General features: G+C 70.8%; 12 protein-coding genes. 11 read left to right on the top strand and 1 reads right to left on the bottom strand.

Annotated features, from left to right (window positions below; translation table 11 throughout):
• The first annotated feature begins 19 nt into the window (after positions 1 to 19).
• From trpB to ABD844_RS11075, 9 genes are all read left to right on the top strand, one after another.
• The gene (gene trpB / locus ABD844_RS11115; protein WP_425568541.1) at positions 20 to 1,240 is read left to right on the top strand and encodes a tryptophan synthase subunit beta; all 1,221 of its coding nucleotides are present in this window, start codon (positions 20 to 22) and stop codon (positions 1,238 to 1,240) included.
• Positions 1,241 to 1,408: 168 nt separating this feature from the next.
• Complete coding sequence (gene trpA / locus ABD844_RS11110) at positions 1,409 to 2,203, top strand: tryptophan synthase subunit alpha (protein WP_344875698.1); 795 nt, start codon at positions 1,409 to 1,411, stop codon at positions 2,201 to 2,203.
• A gap of 500 nt (positions 2,204 to 2,703) precedes the next feature.
• Positions 2,704 to 3,174, top strand: a complete 471-nt coding sequence (locus tag ABD844_RS11105; RefSeq protein ID WP_344875696.1) for a MauE/DoxX family redox-associated membrane protein — start codon at positions 2,704 to 2,706, stop codon at positions 3,172 to 3,174.
• Positions 3,174 to 3,938, top strand: coding sequence for a DsbA family protein (locus ABD844_RS11100; RefSeq protein WP_344875694.1), 765 nt, complete (start codon positions 3,174 to 3,176; stop codon positions 3,936 to 3,938). Before ABD844_RS11105 ends, ABD844_RS11100 begins: the two co-directional genes overlap by 1 nt.
• A gap of 26 nt (positions 3,939 to 3,964) precedes the next feature.
• On the top strand, positions 3,965 to 5,167 hold the full coding sequence (lgt, locus tag ABD844_RS11095; RefSeq protein ID WP_344875692.1) for a prolipoprotein diacylglyceryl transferase: 1,203 nt from the start codon (positions 3,965 to 3,967) through the stop codon (positions 5,165 to 5,167).
• The gene (locus ABD844_RS11090) at positions 5,164 to 5,316 is read left to right on the top strand and encodes a hypothetical protein (protein ID WP_344875690.1); all 153 of its coding nucleotides are present in this window, start codon (positions 5,164 to 5,166) and stop codon (positions 5,314 to 5,316) included. Before lgt ends, ABD844_RS11090 begins: the two co-directional genes overlap by 4 nt.
• Positions 5,317 to 6,054: 738 nt before the next feature.
• Entirely contained in the window at positions 6,055 to 6,687 is a 633-nt protein-coding gene (locus tag ABD844_RS11085) for a hypothetical protein (RefSeq protein WP_344875688.1), read from the top strand.
• Positions 6,688 to 7,484: 797 nt separating this feature from the next.
• On the top strand, positions 7,485 to 8,285 hold the full coding sequence (locus tag ABD844_RS11080; protein ID WP_344875686.1) for a hypothetical protein: 801 nt from the start codon (positions 7,485 to 7,487) through the stop codon (positions 8,283 to 8,285).
• A 364-nt stretch (positions 8,286 to 8,649) separates the two neighbouring features.
• Positions 8,650 to 9,261, top strand: a complete 612-nt coding sequence (locus tag ABD844_RS11075) for a hypothetical protein (RefSeq protein ID WP_344875684.1) — start codon at positions 8,650 to 8,652, stop codon at positions 9,259 to 9,261.
• 365 nt (positions 9,262 to 9,626) lie between these two features.
• On the opposite strand, the gene ABD844_RS11070 is transcribed toward ABD844_RS11075, so the two are convergent.
• A complete protein-coding gene (locus tag ABD844_RS11070) occupies positions 9,627 to 11,243 on the bottom strand; it encodes a bis-aminopropyl spermidine synthase family protein (RefSeq protein ID WP_344875682.1) in 1,617 nt (538 codons plus the stop codon).
• Between the two features lie 701 nt (positions 11,244 to 11,944).
• Here ABD844_RS11070 and gltB point away from each other — a divergent pair.
• Both gltB and ABD844_RS11060 read left to right on the top strand, forming a co-directional pair.
• Entirely contained in the window at positions 11,945 to 16,450 is a 4,506-nt protein-coding gene (gene gltB / locus ABD844_RS11065) for a glutamate synthase large subunit (protein ID WP_344875680.1), read from the top strand.
• Positions 16,451 to 16,464: 14 nt separating this feature from the next.
• Positions 16,465 to 17,943: a glutamate synthase subunit beta gene (locus ABD844_RS11060; RefSeq protein ID WP_344875678.1), complete on the top strand. Its 1,479-nt coding sequence runs from the start codon at positions 16,465 to 16,467 to the stop codon at positions 17,941 to 17,943.
• Positions 17,944 to 17,952 lie beyond the last annotated feature (9 nt).

Raw genomic sequence — 17,952 nt, 5'->3', positions numbered from 1 at the left:
GGCACACGAAGACACCATTCTGACGGCCGCCGATCTGGCGGGCAACGGCGTGCACGGCGACGACCCCGACGTGCACGGCAAGTTCGGCGTCTTCGGCGGCCGATACGTACCCGAGGCGCTCATCCCGGCGCTCGACGAGGTGGCCGCGGTCTACGACAAGGCCAAGAACGACGCGCAGTTCCTGCGCGAGTTCGACCACCTGCTGCGCACCTACGCGGGCCGCCCCACCACGCTGACCGAGGTGCCGCGCTTCGGCGAGCAGGCCGGCGGGGCCAGGATCGTGCTCAAGCGCGAAGACCTCACCCACACCGGCGCCCACAAGATCAACAACGTGCTGGGCCAGGCGCTGCTGACCAAGCGGCTGGGCAAGCGGCGGGTGATCGCCGAGACCGGCGCAGGCCAGCACGGCGTGGCCACCGCCACCGCCGCGGCCCTGCTCGGCCTGGAGTGCGTCATCTACATGGGCGCGGTCGACTGCGAGCGCCAGGCGCTCAACGTCGCCAGGATGAAGCTGCTCGGCGCCACCGTGGTGCCGGTCAAGAACGGCTCCCAGACCCTGAAGGACGCCATCAACGAGGCGTTCCGCGACTGGGTGACCAACGTCGACACCACCCACTACCTGTTCGGCACGGTCGCGGGGCCGCACCCGTTCCCCGAGATCGTCCGCGACTTCGCGCGCATCATCGGCGTCGAGGCCCGCCGCCAGATCCTCGAGCTGACCGGCGAGCTGCCCGACGCGGTGTGCGCCGCGGTCGGCGGCGGCAGCAACGCCATCGGCATCTTCCACGCCTTCATCGGCGACGAGGGCGTCCAACTCCACGGCTACGAGGCCGCCGGGCACGGGCTGGAGAGCGGCGAGCACGCGCTCACGCTCACCGCCGGCTCGGTCGGCGTGCTGCACGGCTCGCGCACCTACGTGCTGCAGGACGACGAGGGCCAGACCATCGAGTCCCACTCGATCTCGGCCGGGCTCGACTACCCGGGCGTCGGCCCCGAGCACGCGTGGCTGAAAGACTCCGGCCGCGCCACCTACCACGGCGTCACCGACGACCAGGCGATGGCCGCGTTCTCGCTGCTGGCCCGCACCGAGGGCATCATCCCCGCCATCGAGTCCGCCCACGCCCTGGCCGGCGCGCTGGAGCTGGGCCGCGAGCTCGGCCCCGAGGCGACCATCCTGGTCAACCTCTCCGGACGCGGCGACAAAGACATGGGCACGGCCATGAAGTACTTCAACCTGTGACGCGCTTCGACCTGTGACGCCGTGCCCCGCCGACGGCCTGCGCCGGGCCGGTCGGGGCCCGCGACACGGCCGCGTCCGACCGGCCCGGGGAATGACCGGCGCGGGGAATTCTGCGGTTGGCGCGCGGCAGGGCATCATGGTGAGACTCGACCTTCGAAACGGACAGACATGACGACTCTTCAGACGGTTTTCGCCAAGGCGAAGGCGGACAACCGGGCCGCGCTCGTCGGCTACCTGCCCGCGGGCTTCCCGTCGAAAGACGGCGCCATCTCCGCCGCCGCGGCCCTGGTGGAGGCCGGCTGCGACGTCATCGAGATCGGCCTGCCCTACTCCGACCCGCTCATGGACGGGCCCACCATCCAGGACGCGGTGCACCGGTCGCTGACCAACGGCACCCGCATCGCCGACGTCATGCGCACGGTCGAGGGTGTGGCCGCCACCGGGGCCGCCACGCTCGTCATGACGTACTGGAACCCCGTCGACAAGTACGGCGCCGACCGCTTCGCCCGCGACCTGGCCAACGCCGGGGGCGTCGGTACGATCACGCCCGACCTGACGCCGGAGGAGTCCGAGCCGTGGCGGGCGGCCTCCGCGGCGGCGGGCATCGACACGGTGTTCCTGGTCGCGCCCAGCTCCACCGAGCCGCGCATCGAGGCCGTCGTCGAGTGCTGCACCGGCTTCGTGTACGCCGCCTCCCTCATGGGCGTCACCGGCGCCAGAGAGAGCGTCAACATCGCCGCGGAGGGCCTGGTCAAGCGCACCAAGGCGCACACCGGCCTGCCGGTGTGCGTGGGCCTGGGCGTCGGCACGGGCGCGCAGGCGGCCGAGGTGGCGGCCTACGCCGACGGCGTCATCGTGGGCTCGGCGTTCATCCGCCGCCTGCTCGACGCGCCCGACGAGGCGACCGGGCGCGAGTCCGCGGCGGAGCTGGCGCGCGACATGGCCAAGGGCGTGCGCCGCTGAAGGAGGGCGTCAGGCGTTCCCGGGTCCGTGGCGTGTGAGCGACGGCTACCCGTACGACGGTGTGTCGCCCTGGCGAGGAGCGCGGCCCGCGCGTCGGCGTACTCGTCCAGGTCCGCCTCCGGATCGGCCGCAGGCAGGAGCGGAGGCCCGTCCAGCGCCCACTGGACCACCCGGAGGTCGAGCGGGCGGACTCGCCGGTGCCGTGCCCCCAGGCCCTCAGACGTTCGACGCGGGAGCGCGCCGACAGGCCCATGGTGCGCCCGGAATGTGGAACTGGCGACCGACTCGTCCGTTCTCGCTTGTATGGGTAATTTTTACCTCAGTTAGGTAAAAGTGGGGAACTCGCCCAGGTCAGCGGCAGGAAACCCGCTTAGCTGACGCTTATCTTCGACGTGATCGGATGACATCCGGGTACTGTGCCCATCCCGGCGCAGAGACAGAGGAGAACATTCGTGGCCGCGTCACCATCGTCGCCTTGGGCGAGAAGAGCGATACCCTGGGTGACGACCGTCGCTCGGCTCGTGCTGGGCGGGGTGCTGATCGCGGCGGGTGCGCTCAAGATCGGCAACCCGGCCGACTCCGTCGTGGCGGTCAAGGCTTACCAGTTGCTGCCGGAGTCGATCGCCGTCGCGGTGGGCTACGCCCTGCCGATCCTGGAGATCGTGGTCGGTGTGCTGCTGGTCGTCGGTCTGCTGACCAGGGTGGCCGCGGTCATCGCCGGGCTGCTCATGTTCGCGTTCGTGTTCGGCATCGCCTGGGCGTGGGCGAACGGTCTGCGGATCGACTGCGGCTGCTTCGGCGGCGGCGGCCAGTTGGGGGCGGGCCAGGAGCCGACCTACTTGCTCGACATCCTGCGCGACTTCGGCCTTGTGCTGCTCGGCGCCTGGGCCGCGCGTTTCCCGCCGGGCCGTTTCGCGCTCGACGGGGCCCTCGGGCTCGGGGGCGACACACGTGAGGAGGAAGACGAGTGATGAGCAAGGGCGAGCGCACCAAGACGAAGTCGCAGTCGGCGCGCGAGAAGATCAAGGCGCAGCAGGCCGCGCAGCGGGTCCGCGACAAGCGCCGGCGCGTGGTGACGTATGTCACCGCCGGGGTGGTCGCGGTGGCCGCGGTCGGGCTCGGCTGGTGGTACGCCGCCAGCATCTCACGCTCGGAGGAGGCCACCGGCGCGCTGGCGCCGATCACCGTGCAGTCCGACGGCAGCGTCGTGATGGCCCAGAACGGCGTCACGCGGCCGGTGGTCGACATCTACGAAGACTTCCAGTGCCCGGCCTGCAAGGAGCTCGAGCGGGTCAGCGGCCAGACCTTCAAGAACCTCGCCGCGGAGGGCAAGGCCAAGGTCGTCTATCACCCGATCACGATCTTCTCCCAGGAGCCCACCAAGTCCAACTCCGTACGCGCGAGCAGCGCCGCCCGGTGCGTCGCCGATGGCAAGCAGTGGCTGACCTTCCACAACCTGCTCTTCGAGAACCAGCCTTCGGAGACCGCGCAGGGCTTCCTGCCCGACCAGCTCAAGGAGTGGGGCAAGGAGGCCGGGGTCACCGCGCCCGACTTCGACCAGTGCGTCACCTCGAACAAGCACGCCGACGCGCAACTCGCGTACAGCAAGAAGATCATCGACGAACAGAAGATCGATCACACGCCGACAGTGAAATTGAACGGCACGGAAATAGACAATCCGGTATTGTTCAGCCCGTCGCAGCTACGCGATGAGATTACCGAGGCGGCCAAATAGGCTCGCGTCCGCTACCCTCACCTGACATGCCCCTAGCCTCGATTCCCAGCCCTTCCGAAGGGGTCTGGTATCTCGGAATCATCCCGATCCGGGCTTATGCGCTTTGCATCGTGCTCGGCGTCATCGTCGCCGTCTGGCTGAGCGAGCGGCGCTGGCGCGCTCGCGGTGGCCAGAAGGGGACGATGATTGACATCGCCGTCCCCGCGGTCATCTTCGGCCTCATCGGCGGACGGCTCTACCACGTCATCACCGACTGGCAGACCTATTTCGGCAGCCGCGCGATCAAGGAGCCCTACAAGGCGCTCTACATCTGGGAGGGCGGCCTCGGCATCTGGGGCGCGATCGCCCTCGGCGGGGTCGGCGTCTGGTTGGCCGTGCGCAGACGCGGCCTGTCCATGGGCGCCGTCGCCGACACGGTCGCGCCCGGCATCGCCTTCGCCCAGGCCATCGGCCGCTGGGGCAACTGGTTCAACCAGGAGCTCTACGGCTCGCCCACCACGCTGCCGTGGGGCCTGGAGATCGACGTCGACCACGGCGGCGAGCCCGGCGTCCTCTACCACCCGACGTTCCTGTACGAGTCGCTGTGGGACGTCGCGCTCGGCTTCGTGCTCATCTACGCGGGCCGGCGCTTCGCGCTGCACCACGGCCGGCTGTTCGCCGTCTACGTCGCCGGATACACGCTCGGCCGCTTCTGGATCGAAGGGCTGCGCATCGACCCGGTGGGCGGCGTCGACCACGCGGTGGAGTTCCTCGGGTTGCGGATCAACCAGTGGACCTCGATCGTGCTGTTCGTCGGCGCGCTGGTGTACCTCTGGTTGACCAGGAACAAGTCGGGCGAGGAGATCGTGGTGGCGCCGTCGCCCGACGACCCGGTCGACCCGGCCCACGCCTCCGGCCAGGCCGACCCCGGCACGGGCGAGTCCTCGGCGGCCGAGGCCGCTTCGGACGACTCGGCGGACGCTCCCGAGGGCTCCTCCAGGGATGCCACGAAGGACGCGTCCACCGCCACCACGGGCGACGCCTCCGGCGATGCCACGGCTGGTGCCACGACGGGTGCCACGGGTGACGCCTCCGCCGAGACCTCCGCCGACGCCGAATCCCCGAGGGCGGAGGGCTCCGACGCGGAAGCCTCCTCGTCCTCGTCCTCCTCCACATCGGAGGAATCCGCTGAGGAGAAGGTCTCCGACGCCGAGCCCGAAACCGTGACGAAGGAGAAGAACTCGCGATGAGCGGTCGCGCGGAGGTCCACCACCGGTACCGCGACGTCACCGGAGGTCGGTCACGGCCATCGGTGTTCGGCGCGACGGACGGCCCGGTGTCGAACTTCGCGCTCATCGCCGTCGTCGCGTTCGGCACGGGCGGGGCGGCGGGGCGGTGATGGCCCGCAGACGCGCCACGCCCGGCGGCTCCAATGGTGGCGGCCGTTCGGCGGGCAACGGAGAAGGAACGGGCCGCTCCCGGGGCTCCCGCTCCGGGCGCGACACCGAGCGTGGCGCCGAGCACGGCCGGCACTCGTCGAGCGCCGGCGACGGCACCCGGCCCGACCCGGCCGCCGGTGGCGGCGGCCGTCGGTCTGCTGGTGGCGACGGCGGCAGGCCCGTGGGTGGCGATGGCCGTGGCCGGGGTGCCACGGGCGCCGACGGCGGCTTCTGGCAGTCTTCCGGCCCCGCTCCTGGCGACGCCCAGCCCGCTGGGTCGGACAGTGGCGCCTGGCACTCTACTGACGCGGGCGGTGGTGCTTGGCAGTCGGCTGGTTCGGAGGGCGGTGCCTGGCAGTCCGCTGGTTCGGATGGTGGTGCGCGGCGGTCGGCTGGTTCGGGCGGTGGTGCTTGGCAGTCGGCTGGTTCGGAGGGCGGTGCCTGGCAGTCCGCTGGTTCGGATGGTGGTGCGCGGCGGTCGGCTGGTTCGGACGGTAGTGCGTGGCAGTCCGCTGGTTCGGACGGTGGTGCGCGGCGGTCGGCTGGGGCGGAAGGTGGGCGTGGCGGTCGAAGGGCCGCTCGTTCGCGTGGCGACGCCCCCTCCTCAGAGCAGGGACAGGGCCCCTCGGGGCAGGTCAGCGGCGACTGGCAGGCGGCCGGTTCCGCCACAGGCGGTCGGCGGGCGGCCGGTCCGTCCGGTGGTGATCGGCCGGATGCTGGCTCGGCGGGTGATGGCCGGTCGGGTGCCGGTGCTGACAACGGTGGGCGGTCGGTGGGCCGTCGAGGTCGGCGGCGGTCGAGCACCGACGGCGACACCGGGCGAGCGGCCACCGACGGCTGGCGGACGGCCACCGACGGCGGCCAAGGCCGGGCTGCCACCGACGGTGGTGGATGGCCCGCCGGAACTGGCTCCCATGGTGGTGCGGGAGCGGCGGGCACCGACGGTGGTGGTCGGCCTGCCGGTGGCTCCCGTGGTGGTGCGCGGTCGGCAGGCACGGATGGCGGTGGTTGGCCTGCTGGAGGCGCGCGTGATGGCGTGGGAGTGGCGGGCACGGATGGCGGTGGTTGGCCTGCTGGTGGCTCCCGTGGTGGTGCGGGGTCGGCAGGTACGGACGGTGCGGGTTGGTCGGCCGGTGGCTCCCGTGGTGGTGCGGGGGTGGCGGGCACGGATGGTGGTGGATGGTCTGGTGGTGGCGCTCCCGGCGGTGTGGGGATGGCTGGCACCGATGACGGTGGTTGGTCGGTGGCGAGGTCTGGGAACGACGCGGCGGCGGGCTACGGAAGCGGCGCGGCGCAGGGCTCGGGGAACCACGCGGCGGCGGGCTCGGTAAACGACGCGGGATTGGGCTCTGAGCCCGGCGGACGGTCGGTGCCGGATGCTGAGGCCGGAGGACGGCAGGGTGCGGGCGGTGAGGGTCGGCGCTCGCGTGGCCTCGGCTTCCGGGGCCGTGGTCGACAGGCCGACGCCGGTCGGCGGTCGGCTGGCGAAACCGAGCCTGGTGCGGCGTCGGCGGGTGGGACCGACGGCGACGAGTGGTCAACAGGCGGTGCCGGTGGTGGCACGTGGACCGCAGGTGGCGTAGCCGGAGGTCTGTGGGCTGCGGGCGGTGTCGATGGTGGCCGGCGTTCCAGGAGGGGTGGGCGCTCTGCGACCGGCAAACGGTCAAAGGACAGCGATGATGACGGTCAGTGGCTGGCGGACGATGGCCGGTCAACGGACACCGATGGCGGTGGTTGGCTTTCTGCGGACACTGATGGCGGTGGCTGGGGTTCTGGGGACGCTGATGGTGGTGGTCGGCGGACAGCGGTGGCGGCGGACGCTGGTGGCAGCCGTCGGCGGTCGGCGGACAGTGGTGGCGACGGTCGGCGGTCGGCGGACAGTGGTGGTGGCGGACAGCGGTCGGCGACCGGCGACGGTGGCAGGCGGTCTGCTCGGGGTGCTGGTGGGCGGCGGTCGGCCGGGGATGACGATGACGAGAGTGGGTGGTCGCTCCGAGACCTCGGCGGCGGGATACGTCCTGTCGCGAAGGAGGGCGGGAGGCGGTCTGCCCGGGATGCCGATGGGCGGCGGTCGGCCGGGGGCGACGATGACGGAGAGGCCGCCGAGAGTGGGCGCGACGTGGTGGGTGTGTCGCGTAAGCGGCGCCGGACGCCGCCCTCCGACTGGCAACTGCCGCTGCTCACCGACCTGGGTCTGCGCCCCGGACAACAGCGGATGCTCGTGATCATCGCGTCGGTCGCCGGTGTGCTGGCGGCCGCCGTGGGGTTCGTGGCGGTCGCGAATTCGATCGGTACGTACACGCCCGAGCGGCCGGCCAGTGCCGCCGTGGTCGACCTCGGAGCGCCGCTGCCCCAGGTGTTCCATGGCTGGGCCTCGCCCAAGCTGTTCGACCCCGTGGCCGAGAGGTCCAAGGACGCCAAGGCGCTCACAGAGAAGGAAGTGTTCAGCGAGACCGAGCTGACCGTGTCCAAGAAGCTGAAGCTCAAGCTCGTCTCCAAGCAGCTCGACGCCGACTGCGCCCAGGCGCTGTGGGGTGCCGACCTCCTCGAACTGACGTCGGACGCCGGTTGCACCCAGGCCGCGCGCGGCCTCTACGCCAGTTCAGACGGCCGCTACATCGGCCAGTACACGCTGCTCAACCTCAAGGACGGCCAGTCGGCCGGTGAGTTGGTGGAGTCCTTGAAGACTCTTTACCGTGGCGGATGGGTCCACCCCCTGAGCACGGACAAGGCCGCCTTTCCCGCCGGCGGTTACTCGGAGGCGGGCAGTTACGCGCTCGGCCACTACGTTGGGCTGGTGTGGCTCGGCCGGGCCGACGGCGCGGAACCCACCGTCAAGGACGACTTCGTCTCCCTCACGCTGGCGCTGCGGGGAGCGGAAAAGGCCGTCTACCGCCGTGTCGTCTCGATCACGGGGCCGTCCTCCTGATGTCGGGCGACGTGGCGTTCATCCGTGTGATGCGTTGCCCTCTGGGCTCCGCTGACTGCGCCGCCCTTGCGTCGGTTGTTCCGGGGCTCCCTGGAGGGGTGGCGGTGTTCCCTGGAGGGGCGGCTTTCGGTCGGAGGGGCTTTGTGCGAGGGTTCCCTGGGCTCTCTGTACGGGGTGGCGTGTCCGTGGGGGGCGTTCGAAGTGGCGTGTCTGTGGGAGTCGTACGGGGTGGCGTGTCTGGGGGAGTTGTACAGGGTGGAGTGCCTGTGGGGGTCGTTCGAGGTGGCGTGTCTTCGGGGGTCGTACGGGGGGAAGTGCCTGTGGGAGTCGTACGGGGTGGCGTGTCTGGGGGAGTCGGCGTCTGATGTCGCGACGTGTCCTGATTCCTGTCGTGCTTGCCCTCGTGGCCGCAGTCGCCGTGGCAGGTTGGTTCTGGTTGGGGCGGGAGGAGCCTCGTCCCGCCACCTTCCGGGGCGAGCCGACCTCCGCGTTCTACGCGGCCATCGACACCCGCCAGAACGACGCAACGCCGCTGACCCTCCAAGAGGTCTTCACCTCGGCCACGCGTACCCTCGGGTCCATGCGCCTGGCCGCCACCCGCTCGTTCGCCGATTGTGGCGAGGTGCTGTGGGGCACCACGGCCGCCGGGTGCACGCAGGCGCTCCAGGCCACCTACCAGGGGGGCTCTTTGGCGGGGCAGTTCGTCATCTTCAACCTCAGTGACGGGCAGGCGGCCGATGCGCTGGTGGCGGCCCTGCAAAAGGACGCGTTCGTACGGCAGGAGGCCGCGTTCGACCCTGCGGGAAGCCGTGCCCAGGCCCGTGCCATGGGGCATTACGTGACGGTGAGCTGGGCCGGTGGGACGGCGTCCGCATCGGCATCCGCGTCCGCGTCCGCTCAGGATCTTGTGGCTGCCCTGGTCGCGCTGGACGGCCTCGGACGCGTGGTCCAAGGCCGCATCGTCGCCGTCACCTGAGCCACCCCAGCACCTAAGCCCCCGTCGCCATCACCCGGGTTCTGTCGCCCGGGTCCTGTCACCCGGGCCTCGGCAGCCGGGTCTGTCGCCCGGGCCCTGTCACCCCGGCCCCGTCATCCGGGCCTCGGCAGCCGAGCAGCCCGCCGGACTTGCCGGCGGGATCCGCTGATGGGGCTGCTCTTTGGACTCGCGCCGATGGGATGCTCTGAGGTCACGTTCATGGACGTGATCGCGGGCGAGAGGCGATGGTCTCGGGCGATGGGCGGGTGAGGGGTGGGCAGAATCGGTGGTTCTGGGTGAAGGGTGATGGTTTCGCGTGGTGGGCAGAGGGCTTTGGTGGGATGGGGTAGGGGGAATTGGGTGGGTTAGGTGGTTGTGGTGAGGGCTGTGATGGTGGTGGTAACGGCGGGGGCGAGGGACGAGAGGCGGTGGAGGGGGGCCTCCAGGGGGGTGAGGTCGTCTGACCAGTCGGCCGCCTCGCGGATCAGGGTCCGGGCCTCGTTCTTGGTCAGGGTCGTGCCCTGGGCGCGGGCCACTGCGATGAGCCCTTCCCGCCACGTGTTCGCCAGCTTGGAGTGCCCGTTGTCCAGGATCCTGCGCAGCACCGACTCGGCCTGCCCGTCGGGCTGCGGCAGTCGTACGGCGTCGAGCACGCCCTCGCCTGCCTCGCTCACCGTGTACACAGCCGACAGCACCTCGGGCACGGATGCGAGGGTGGCCCCCACGACGCGTACGTGCGCGGCCCGGGTCGCCAGGAGCAGGCGCGGGAGCGCGGCCTCCAGGCCGGGCGGTACGGCCATGGCCACTCGGACGGGCGCGGCGGCGTACGGCTTGGCGAGCCAGGTCGAGAGCTTGACCCGAGGGCGGTCGAGGTCCTTGGGCCATTCGCCCACCAGCAGGTCGGGCTCGAACCCGGACAGAGCCCGCGCGATGCCCGCAGAGGCGGAGGCCGCGCTCTCACCTGCGGTACGTCTCTCAGCGGTGGCACGCGTGTCGGCGGTGGCCCGTCTCCCGGTGGCGGTGCTCTCGACGGACTGCGGGCCCTGCGTGTAGATGGCCGTGGTCTGGCGGCTCAGCCGGGACTGTACGGCCGGGCGGGTCTTCGTGGTGGGGCGCAGGATGTACAGGTCGGCCGCCGACCCGATGGCCTCGGCCCCGAAATATCGGTTGAAATCTGGGTAAATTGCCTCGTACGCGAGGTTGAGCTCCGTGAGTTCCTGCTGCACCTTGAGCGCCAGCATCGGCGTACGCTCGCTGGCCCCGTACGCCAGCAGCACCCGTCCCTCGTCCTTCAGCCCCTCCACCGCGCGCGCCACGAACAGGCCCGTGCCCTCCGGTGTGTACGGCGGGTCGGTGAGCGCCAGGTCGTGGTCGCGGGCCGAGCCCGGCAGGCCGAGCCGCAGGTCGGCCCAGCGGGTGTGTACGCCCAGCCGCTGGTCGTCGATGTAGGCCAGGATGCGCTCGTCGACGTCGACCACGGTGACGTCGGTCTCGGGATGCACCAGCTTCACGGCCAGCGAGGTCAGGTCGTGGTCGCCCACGCACAGCAGGCGCGCGCCCGGCAGCCAGAAGCGGGCCCCGAGCAGCAGCGCCCGCCGCAGCACCGTCTCCGGCGTGGCCGAGACGTGGTCGAGCACGTGGCGGGCGCGCGGCGCCTTCGCGACGAGGTCGCCGAGGCGGTCGAGCACGTGGGCGTAGTGGGGGAGCAGGTGGGCCACGGGGTCTTCCGGCTGCGGCGCCACGGCGAGAAGGTCCTGGTAGGCGGGGGTGTCGACGAGCGGGACGCGCAGCCGGTCACCGTCGCGCTCCAGGACCAGCTCACGCAGCAGGGCCTCGATGGTACGCCGGGCCGTGGCGGTCTCCCTGACCAGGTCGGCCAGGGTGCGCCACTGGCCGTCGCAGAGGAGGGCCAGGGCGTGCCTCAGCCGCCTGCTGTCGGCCCCGGCCTCGCTGAGCAGCCCTTCCAGCCCGTCACGCTCCATGCGCGAACCCTATCGGGGTTTCGGCTGTTGAGGCCGCCGAGACCACTGCGGCTGCTGGGGTCGATGCAGTCAAGTCGATGCAGTCAAGTCAAGTCGATGGGGCCGAAGATTCGAATTGGTGCTGGTAGCGCTGGCGACGCAGTGGCGCAGTGGCGCAGTGGCGCTGATGGTGCTGTGGCGCTGATGGTGCTGTGGCGCTGATGGCGCTGATGGCGCTGTGGTGCTGATGGTGCTGCGGTGCTGTGGTGCTGTGGTGCCGGTAGTCCTGTGGTGCTGAGGGTGCTGGCTTGAGCTGGTGGTGCTGATGGGGCTTCGAGCGTTTGGCGCTCTTGGGGCTGGCGAGGCCAGTGGGGCCGTTGAGGGTGCTGCTGCCCATACCGCTGAGGTCGCTGGGGCCGTGGGGCCGGTGGTGCCGTCGAGGCTGCCGATGTCCGCGAAGCGCTCCGGGCCAGGGGGCGGCGGGTACGGGACTCGCTTCCTCTGGCGTATTCCCGTGGTCGCGCTCGGGAATTTCAGGGGGTATGCCCGGGGTTTGGGATAAGGAGTTCGGATGTCGAGACGGCCGGAATGTTCGCAATGTGGATGCGGCGGGCACCATTCCGGCAGGGTGAGGTAACCTCTACCCACGATACGCAGCAGGGCCAACGTCGTCCCCGCCTGTAGAGCAGTTTGAGACAGACGATGACGACGGGAGGGATTCAATGCCTGCTGCCCACCTCGGGTTCCCCGAGCCTCAGGGTCTCTACCACCCCGCCAACGAGCACGATGCCTGCGGAGTCGCCATGGTGGCCGACGTCGCGGGCCGCCGTGGTCATGCGATCGTGGTCAAAGCCCTGACGGCGCTGTGCAATCTCGATCACAGGGGGGCCAAGGGTAGCGAGCCGGACACCGGCGACGGAGCCGGGATCCTGACGCAGATCCCCGATGGGTTCTACCGGGCGAGCGTGCCGTTCACGCTGCCCGCCGCCGGTTCGTACGCGACCGGCATCGCCTTCCTGCCGATCGACGACGAGGCCAGGGGCATCGCCACGCGCCTGATCGAGGAGATCGCGGCCGAGGAGGGCCTCACCGTGCTCGGCTGGCGGGAGCTGCCCGTCGACCGGGCCCTGCCCGGGCCGAGCGCCAGGGCCGTCATGCCGCACTTCGCCCAGCTCTTCGTCTCCAGCCCCGCCGGGCTCGAGGGGCTGGAGCTCGACCGGCTGGCGTTCTGCCTGCGCAAGCGGGCCGAGCACGAGGCCGACGTGTACTTCCCCTCGCTGTCGGCCCGTACGGTCGTCTACAAGGGCATGCTCACGCCCGAGCAGGTCGAGCCGTTCTTCCCCGACCTGAGCGACGAGCGTTTCGATAGCGCGATCGCGCTGGTGCACTCGCGCTTCTCCACCAACACCTTCCCGAGCTGGCCGCTGGCCCACCCCTACCGTTACATCGCACACAACGGCGAGATCAACACGGTCAAGGGCAACCGCAACTGGATGCGGGCTCGCGAGGCGATGCTGGCTTCTGCCCACATTCCGGGCGAAATTTCACGACTTTTCCCCATCTGTGACCCGGATGGGAGCGACACCGCCAGCTTCGACGAGGCCCTCGAACTGCTGCACATCGGCGGACGCAGCCTCCCCCACGCCGTGCTCATGATGATCCCCGAGGCGTGGGAGAACCACACGGAGATGGACCCGGCGCGGCGGGCCTTCTACGAGTTCCACTCCACGATGATGGAGGCCTGGGACGGCCCCGCCTCGATCACGTTCACCGACGGCACCCTGGCCGGCGCCGTGCTCGACCGCAACGGCCTGCGCCCAGGACGCTTCTGGGTGACCGCCGACGGCCTGGTCGTGCTGGCCTCCGAGGCCGGCGTGCTCGACATCAAGCCCGAGGACGTGGTGCGCAAGGGCCGCCTCCAGCCGGGCCGCATGTTCCTCATCGACACCGCCCGCGGCAAGATCATCGAAGACGACGAGATCAAGGCGGAGCTGGCGGCCGAGCTGCCGTACGTGGACTGGCTGCACGCCGGGCTCGTCCGCTTCGAGGAGCTGCCCGCCCGCCAGCGCGAGATCCCCACCCACGAGGCGCTCGTCAAGCGGCAGCAGACCTTCGGCTACACCGAGGAAGAGCTGCGCGTCATCCTGTCGCCCATGGCCAGGGTCGGCCAGGAGCCGATCGGCTCCATGGGCACCGACACGCCCGTGGCCGTGCTGAGCGAGAAGCCGCGGCTGCTGTTCGACTACTTCACCCAGCTCTTCGCGCAGGTCACGAACCCGCCGCTGGATGCCATCCGGGAAGAGCTGGTCACCTCCCTGGCCAGCACGCTCGGGCCCGAGGGCAACCTGCTGGACCCGGGGCCCAGCTCCTGCCGTCAGCTCGTGCTGCCGTACCCGGTGCTCGACAACGACGAGCTCGCCAAGATCATCCACATCAACGACGAGCACGACCTGCCCGGCTTCCACCCGTACGTGATCAGCGGCCTGTACGAGGTCGCCGGGGGCGGCGAGGCGCTGCTGCGGCGGCTGGAGGAGATCAGGGCCGAGGCGTCGCGGGCGATCGCCGACGGCGCGCGCATCATCGTGCTGTCCGACCGCGGCTCCTCCGACGCGCTCGCCCCGATCCCGTCGCTGCTGCTGACGGGCGCGGTGCACCACCACCTGATCCAGGAGAAGACCCGCACCAAGATCGGCCTGGTCGTCGAGACCGGCGAGGCCCGCGAGTGCCACCACATGGCGCTGCTGATCGGCTACGGCGCCGCCGCGATCAACCCGTACCTCGCGATCGAGACCATCGAGGACCTGGTCGACACCGGCGTCCTGCGGATCGGCAAGCACAAGGCCGTGCGCAACCTGATCAAGGCGTACGGCAAGGGCGTCATCAAGGTCATGTCCAAGATGGGCGTGTCCACGGTGGCCTCCTACACCGGCGCGCAGATCTTCGAGGCGCTCGGCCTGAGCCAGGAGGTCATCGACTCCTGCTTCACCGGCACCACCTCGCGCCTGGGCGGCGTCGGCTTCGACGTGCTGGCCGCCGAGGTCGAGCAGCGACACCGGCACGCGTACCCGCGGGTGGAGAACGCCCACCGCCGGCTCCAGGTCGGCGGCGAGTACCAGTGGCGGCGCGAGGGCGAGCCGCACCTGTTCAACCCCGAGACCGTCTTCAAGCTGCAGCACGCCACCCGCACCCGCCGCTACGAGATCTTCAAGGAGTACACGAGCCTCGTCGACTCCCAGGCGGAGCGGCTGATGACCCTGCGCGGCCTGTTCAAGCTGCGCAAGGGCACCCCGGTGCCCCTCGAAGAGGTCGAGCCGGTGGAGGACATCGTCAAGCGCTTCTCCACGGGCGCGATGTCGTACGGGTCCATCTCGATGGAGGCGCACGAGACGCTCGCCATCGCGATGAACCGGCTCGGCGGCAAGTCCAACACCGGCGAGGGCGGCGAGGACCCCGAGCGGCTGCACGACGCCGCCCGCAGGTCCGCGATCAAGCAGGTGGCCTCCGGCCGGTTCGGCGTCACCTCCGAGTACCTGGTCAACGCCGACGACCTGCAGATCAAGATGGCCCAGGGCGCCAAGCCCGGCGAGGGCGGCCAGCTCCCCGGCCACAAGGTCTACCCGTGGATCGCCAAGACCCGGCACTCCACGCCCGGCGTCGGCCTCATCTCGCCGCCGCCGCACCACGACATCTACTCGATCGAGGACCTCGCCCAGCTCATCCACGACCTGAAGAACTCCAACCCGCGGGCCAGGGTGCACGTGAAGCTGGTCGCCGAGGTCGGGGTGGGCACGGTCGCGGCGGGCGTGTCCAAGGCGCACGCCGACGTGGTGCTCATCTCCGGGCACGACGGCGGCACCGGCGCCTCGCCGCTCACCTCGCTCAAGCACGCGGGCGCACCGTGGGAGCTGGGCCTCGCCGAGACCCAGCAGACGCTGCTGCTGAACGACCTGCGCGACCGCATCGTGGTCCAGGTCGACGGCCAGCTCAAGACCGGCCGCGACGTGGTCATCGCCGCGCTGCTCGGCGCCGAGGAGTACGGCTTCGCCACCGCTCCGCTGGTCGTCTCCGGCTGCGTGATGATGCGGGTCTGCCACCTCGACACCTGCCCGGTGGGCGTGGCCACGCAGAACCCCGAGCTGCGCAAGCGCTTCACCGGCAAGCCCGAGTTCGTGGTCAACTTCTTCGAGTTCGTCGCGCAGGAGATCCGCGAATGCCTGGCCGAGCTGGGCTTCCGCTCGCTCGACGAGGCCATCGGGCACGTCGAGCTGCTCGACACCACGGCCGCGGAGGAGCACTGGAAGGCCGGCGGGCTCGACCTGTCGCCGATCCTGCACCGGCCCGACCTGCCCGCCGGCACCGCGCTGCGCAGGCTCGTCGAGCAGGACCACGGCCTGGAGCACGCGCTCGACAACACGCTCATCCAGCTCGCCGAGGGCGCGCTCAACGAGGGCACCCCGGTCACGCTCGACCTGCCCATCCGCAACGTGAACCGCACGGTCGGCACCATGCTCGGCTACCAGGTCACCCAGCGGTACGGCGGCAAGGGCCTGCCCGACAACACCATCGACATCTCCTTCACCGGCTCGGCGGGCAACTCGTTCGGCGCGTTCCTGCCGCGCGGCATCACGCTGCGCCTGACCGGCGACGCCAACGACTATCTCGGCAAGGGCCTGTCGGGCGGGCGGATCACCCTCCGGCCGCACGAGGAGGCCCCGCTCGACGGCCACATCATCGCCGGCAACGTCGCCCTGTACGGGGCCACGTCCGGCGAGGTGTTCATCAGGGGCGTCGTGGGCGAGCGGTTCTGCGTCCGCAACTCCGGCGCCACGGCGGTCGTCGAGGGCGTGGGCGACCACGGCTGCGAGTACATGACCGGCGGCAGGGCCGTGGTGCTCGGCCCGACCGGGCGCAACTTCGCGGCCGGCATGTCGGGCGGCGTGGCGTACCTGCTGGATCTGAAGCCCGAGCGGGTCAACCGCGAGATGGTCGCCGTCGAGGCGCTCACCGAGCAGGACTCCGAGTTCCTCAAGGAGACGGTCGAGAAGCACTTCGCGGAGACCGGCTCGCCGGTGGCCAAGCGGCTGCTGGCCGACTGGCACGCGGCGCTGGCCAGGTTCGGCAAGATCATGCCGACCGACTACAAGAGGGTGCTGGAGGCCGCCGAGGCCGCCCGCATCGAGGGCAGGGACATCGACGAGGCGGTCATGGCCGCCGCTGTGCAGGGATAAGGGAGGCGTACCGAATGGCTGACCCGAAGGGTTTTCTCACGCACGACCGGGAGCTGCCGGCACGCCGCCCCGTGGACGTCCGCATCACCGACTGGCGCGAGGTCTACCAGGACTTCTCGCAGGAGCGGCTGACCAGGCAGGCGGCCCGCTGCATGGACTGCGGCATCCCGTTCTGCCACAACGGCTGCCCGCTGGGCAACCTCATCCCCGAGTGGAACGACCTCGTCTTCCGTACGGACTGGCGCGAGGCGATCGAGCGGCTGCACGCCACGAACAACTTCCCAGAGTTCACCGGCAGGCTCTGCCCGGCTCCGTGCGAGGCGGCGTGCGTGCTCGGCATCAACGCCGACCCGGTGGCGATCAAGCGGGTCGAGGTCGAGATCATCGACCGGGCCTTCGCCGAGGGCTGGGTGACCCCGCAGCCCCCGGCCGTCAGGACCGGCAAGAGGGTCGCGGTCGTCGGCTCCGGCCCCGCCGGGCTCGCCGCCGCCCAGCAGCTCACCAGGGCCGGGCACGACGTGGTGGTGTTCGAGCGGGCCGACAGGATCGGCGGGCTGCTGCGTTACGGCATCCCCGAGTTCAAGATGGAGAAGCGGCACATCGAGCGCCGCCTGGAGCAGATGCGGGCCGAGGGCACCGAGTTCCGCACCGGCGTGGACGTCGGCGTCGATCTCACAGCCGCCGAGCTGCGCGAGCGGTTCGACGCCGTGGTGCTGTCGGGCGGGGCCACCCAGTGGCGCGACCTGCCGGTGCCGGGGCGCGAGCTGGCGGGCGTCCACCAGGCGATGGAGTACCTGCCGCTGTCCAACAAGGTGCAGGAGGGCGACCTGGACCGGTCGCCGATCTCGGCCGAGGGCAAGCACGTGGTGGTCATCGGCGGTGGCGACACCGGTGCCGACTGCATCGGCACGGCGATCAGGCAGGGGGCCGCGTCGGTCACCCAGCTCGAGATCATGCCGCAGCCGCCGGCCAGCCGGCCCGGCAGCCAGCCGTGGCCGACGTACCCGATGTTGTTCAAGATGGAGAGCGCCCACGAGGAGCTGGCCGACGGCGGGGGAGCGCGGGTCTACGCGGTCTCCACCACCGCGTTCGTCGGCGACGACGACGGCAACGTGCGGGCCCTGCGGCTGGTCGACGTCGAGGGGCCGCAGAGCGGGTTCAAGCCGGTGCCGGGCACCGAGCGGGAGGTCCCGGCCGAGCTGGTGACGTTGTCCATGGGCTTCGTCGGGCCGGAGAAGGGCGCCCTGCTGCGGGACCTGGCCGAGGTCGCCGGTGACGGCTTCTACGACGCCAGGGGGAACGTGGCGCGCGACAAGACGTACATGTCCAAGGTGGACGGCGTCTTCGTGGCGGGCGACATGGGGCGCGGGCAGTCGCTCATCGTGTGGGCCATCGCCGAGGGGCGGGCCGCCGCCTCCGGGGTCGACCGGTTCCTGACGGGCGAGACGGCGCTGCCGTACCCGATCCCGCCCACGGCCCGGCCGCTGGTCTGACGTCTTTAC

The sequence above is a fragment of the Nonomuraea antimicrobica genome, assembly GCF_039536965.1.
Taxonomy (GTDB): domain Bacteria; phylum Actinomycetota; class Actinomycetes; order Streptosporangiales; family Streptosporangiaceae; genus Nonomuraea; species Nonomuraea antimicrobica.
The sequence above is the reverse complement of the archived record's forward strand: the minus strand, read 5'-3'. Positions and strand labels throughout refer to the sequence as shown.

Bases quoted from the DNA above. Each gene is read 5' to 3' on its own strand.
- trpA (WP_344875698.1), top strand. From the start codon at position 1,409: ATGACGACTCTTCAGACGGTTTTCGCCAAGGCGAAGGCGGACAACCGG.
- ABD844_RS11100 (WP_344875694.1), top strand. From the start codon at position 3,174: ATGAGCAAGGGCGAGCGCACCAAGACGAAGTCGCAGTCGGCGCGCGAG.
- lgt (WP_344875692.1), top strand. From the start codon at position 3,965: ATGCCCCTAGCCTCGATTCCCAGCCCTTCCGAAGGGGTCTGGTATCTC.
- ABD844_RS11090 (WP_344875690.1), top strand. From the start codon at position 5,164: ATGAGCGGTCGCGCGGAGGTCCACCACCGGTACCGCGACGTCACCGGA.
- ABD844_RS11075 (WP_344875684.1), top strand. From the start codon at position 8,650: ATGTCGCGACGTGTCCTGATTCCTGTCGTGCTTGCCCTCGTGGCCGCA.
- ABD844_RS11070 (WP_344875682.1), bottom strand. From the start codon at position 11,243: ATGGAGCGTGACGGGCTGGAAGGGCTGCTCAGCGAGGCCGGGGCCGAC.
- gltB (WP_344875680.1), top strand. From the start codon at position 11,945: ATGCCTGCTGCCCACCTCGGGTTCCCCGAGCCTCAGGGTCTCTACCAC.
- ABD844_RS11060 (WP_344875678.1), top strand. From the start codon at position 16,465: ATGGCTGACCCGAAGGGTTTTCTCACGCACGACCGGGAGCTGCCGGCA.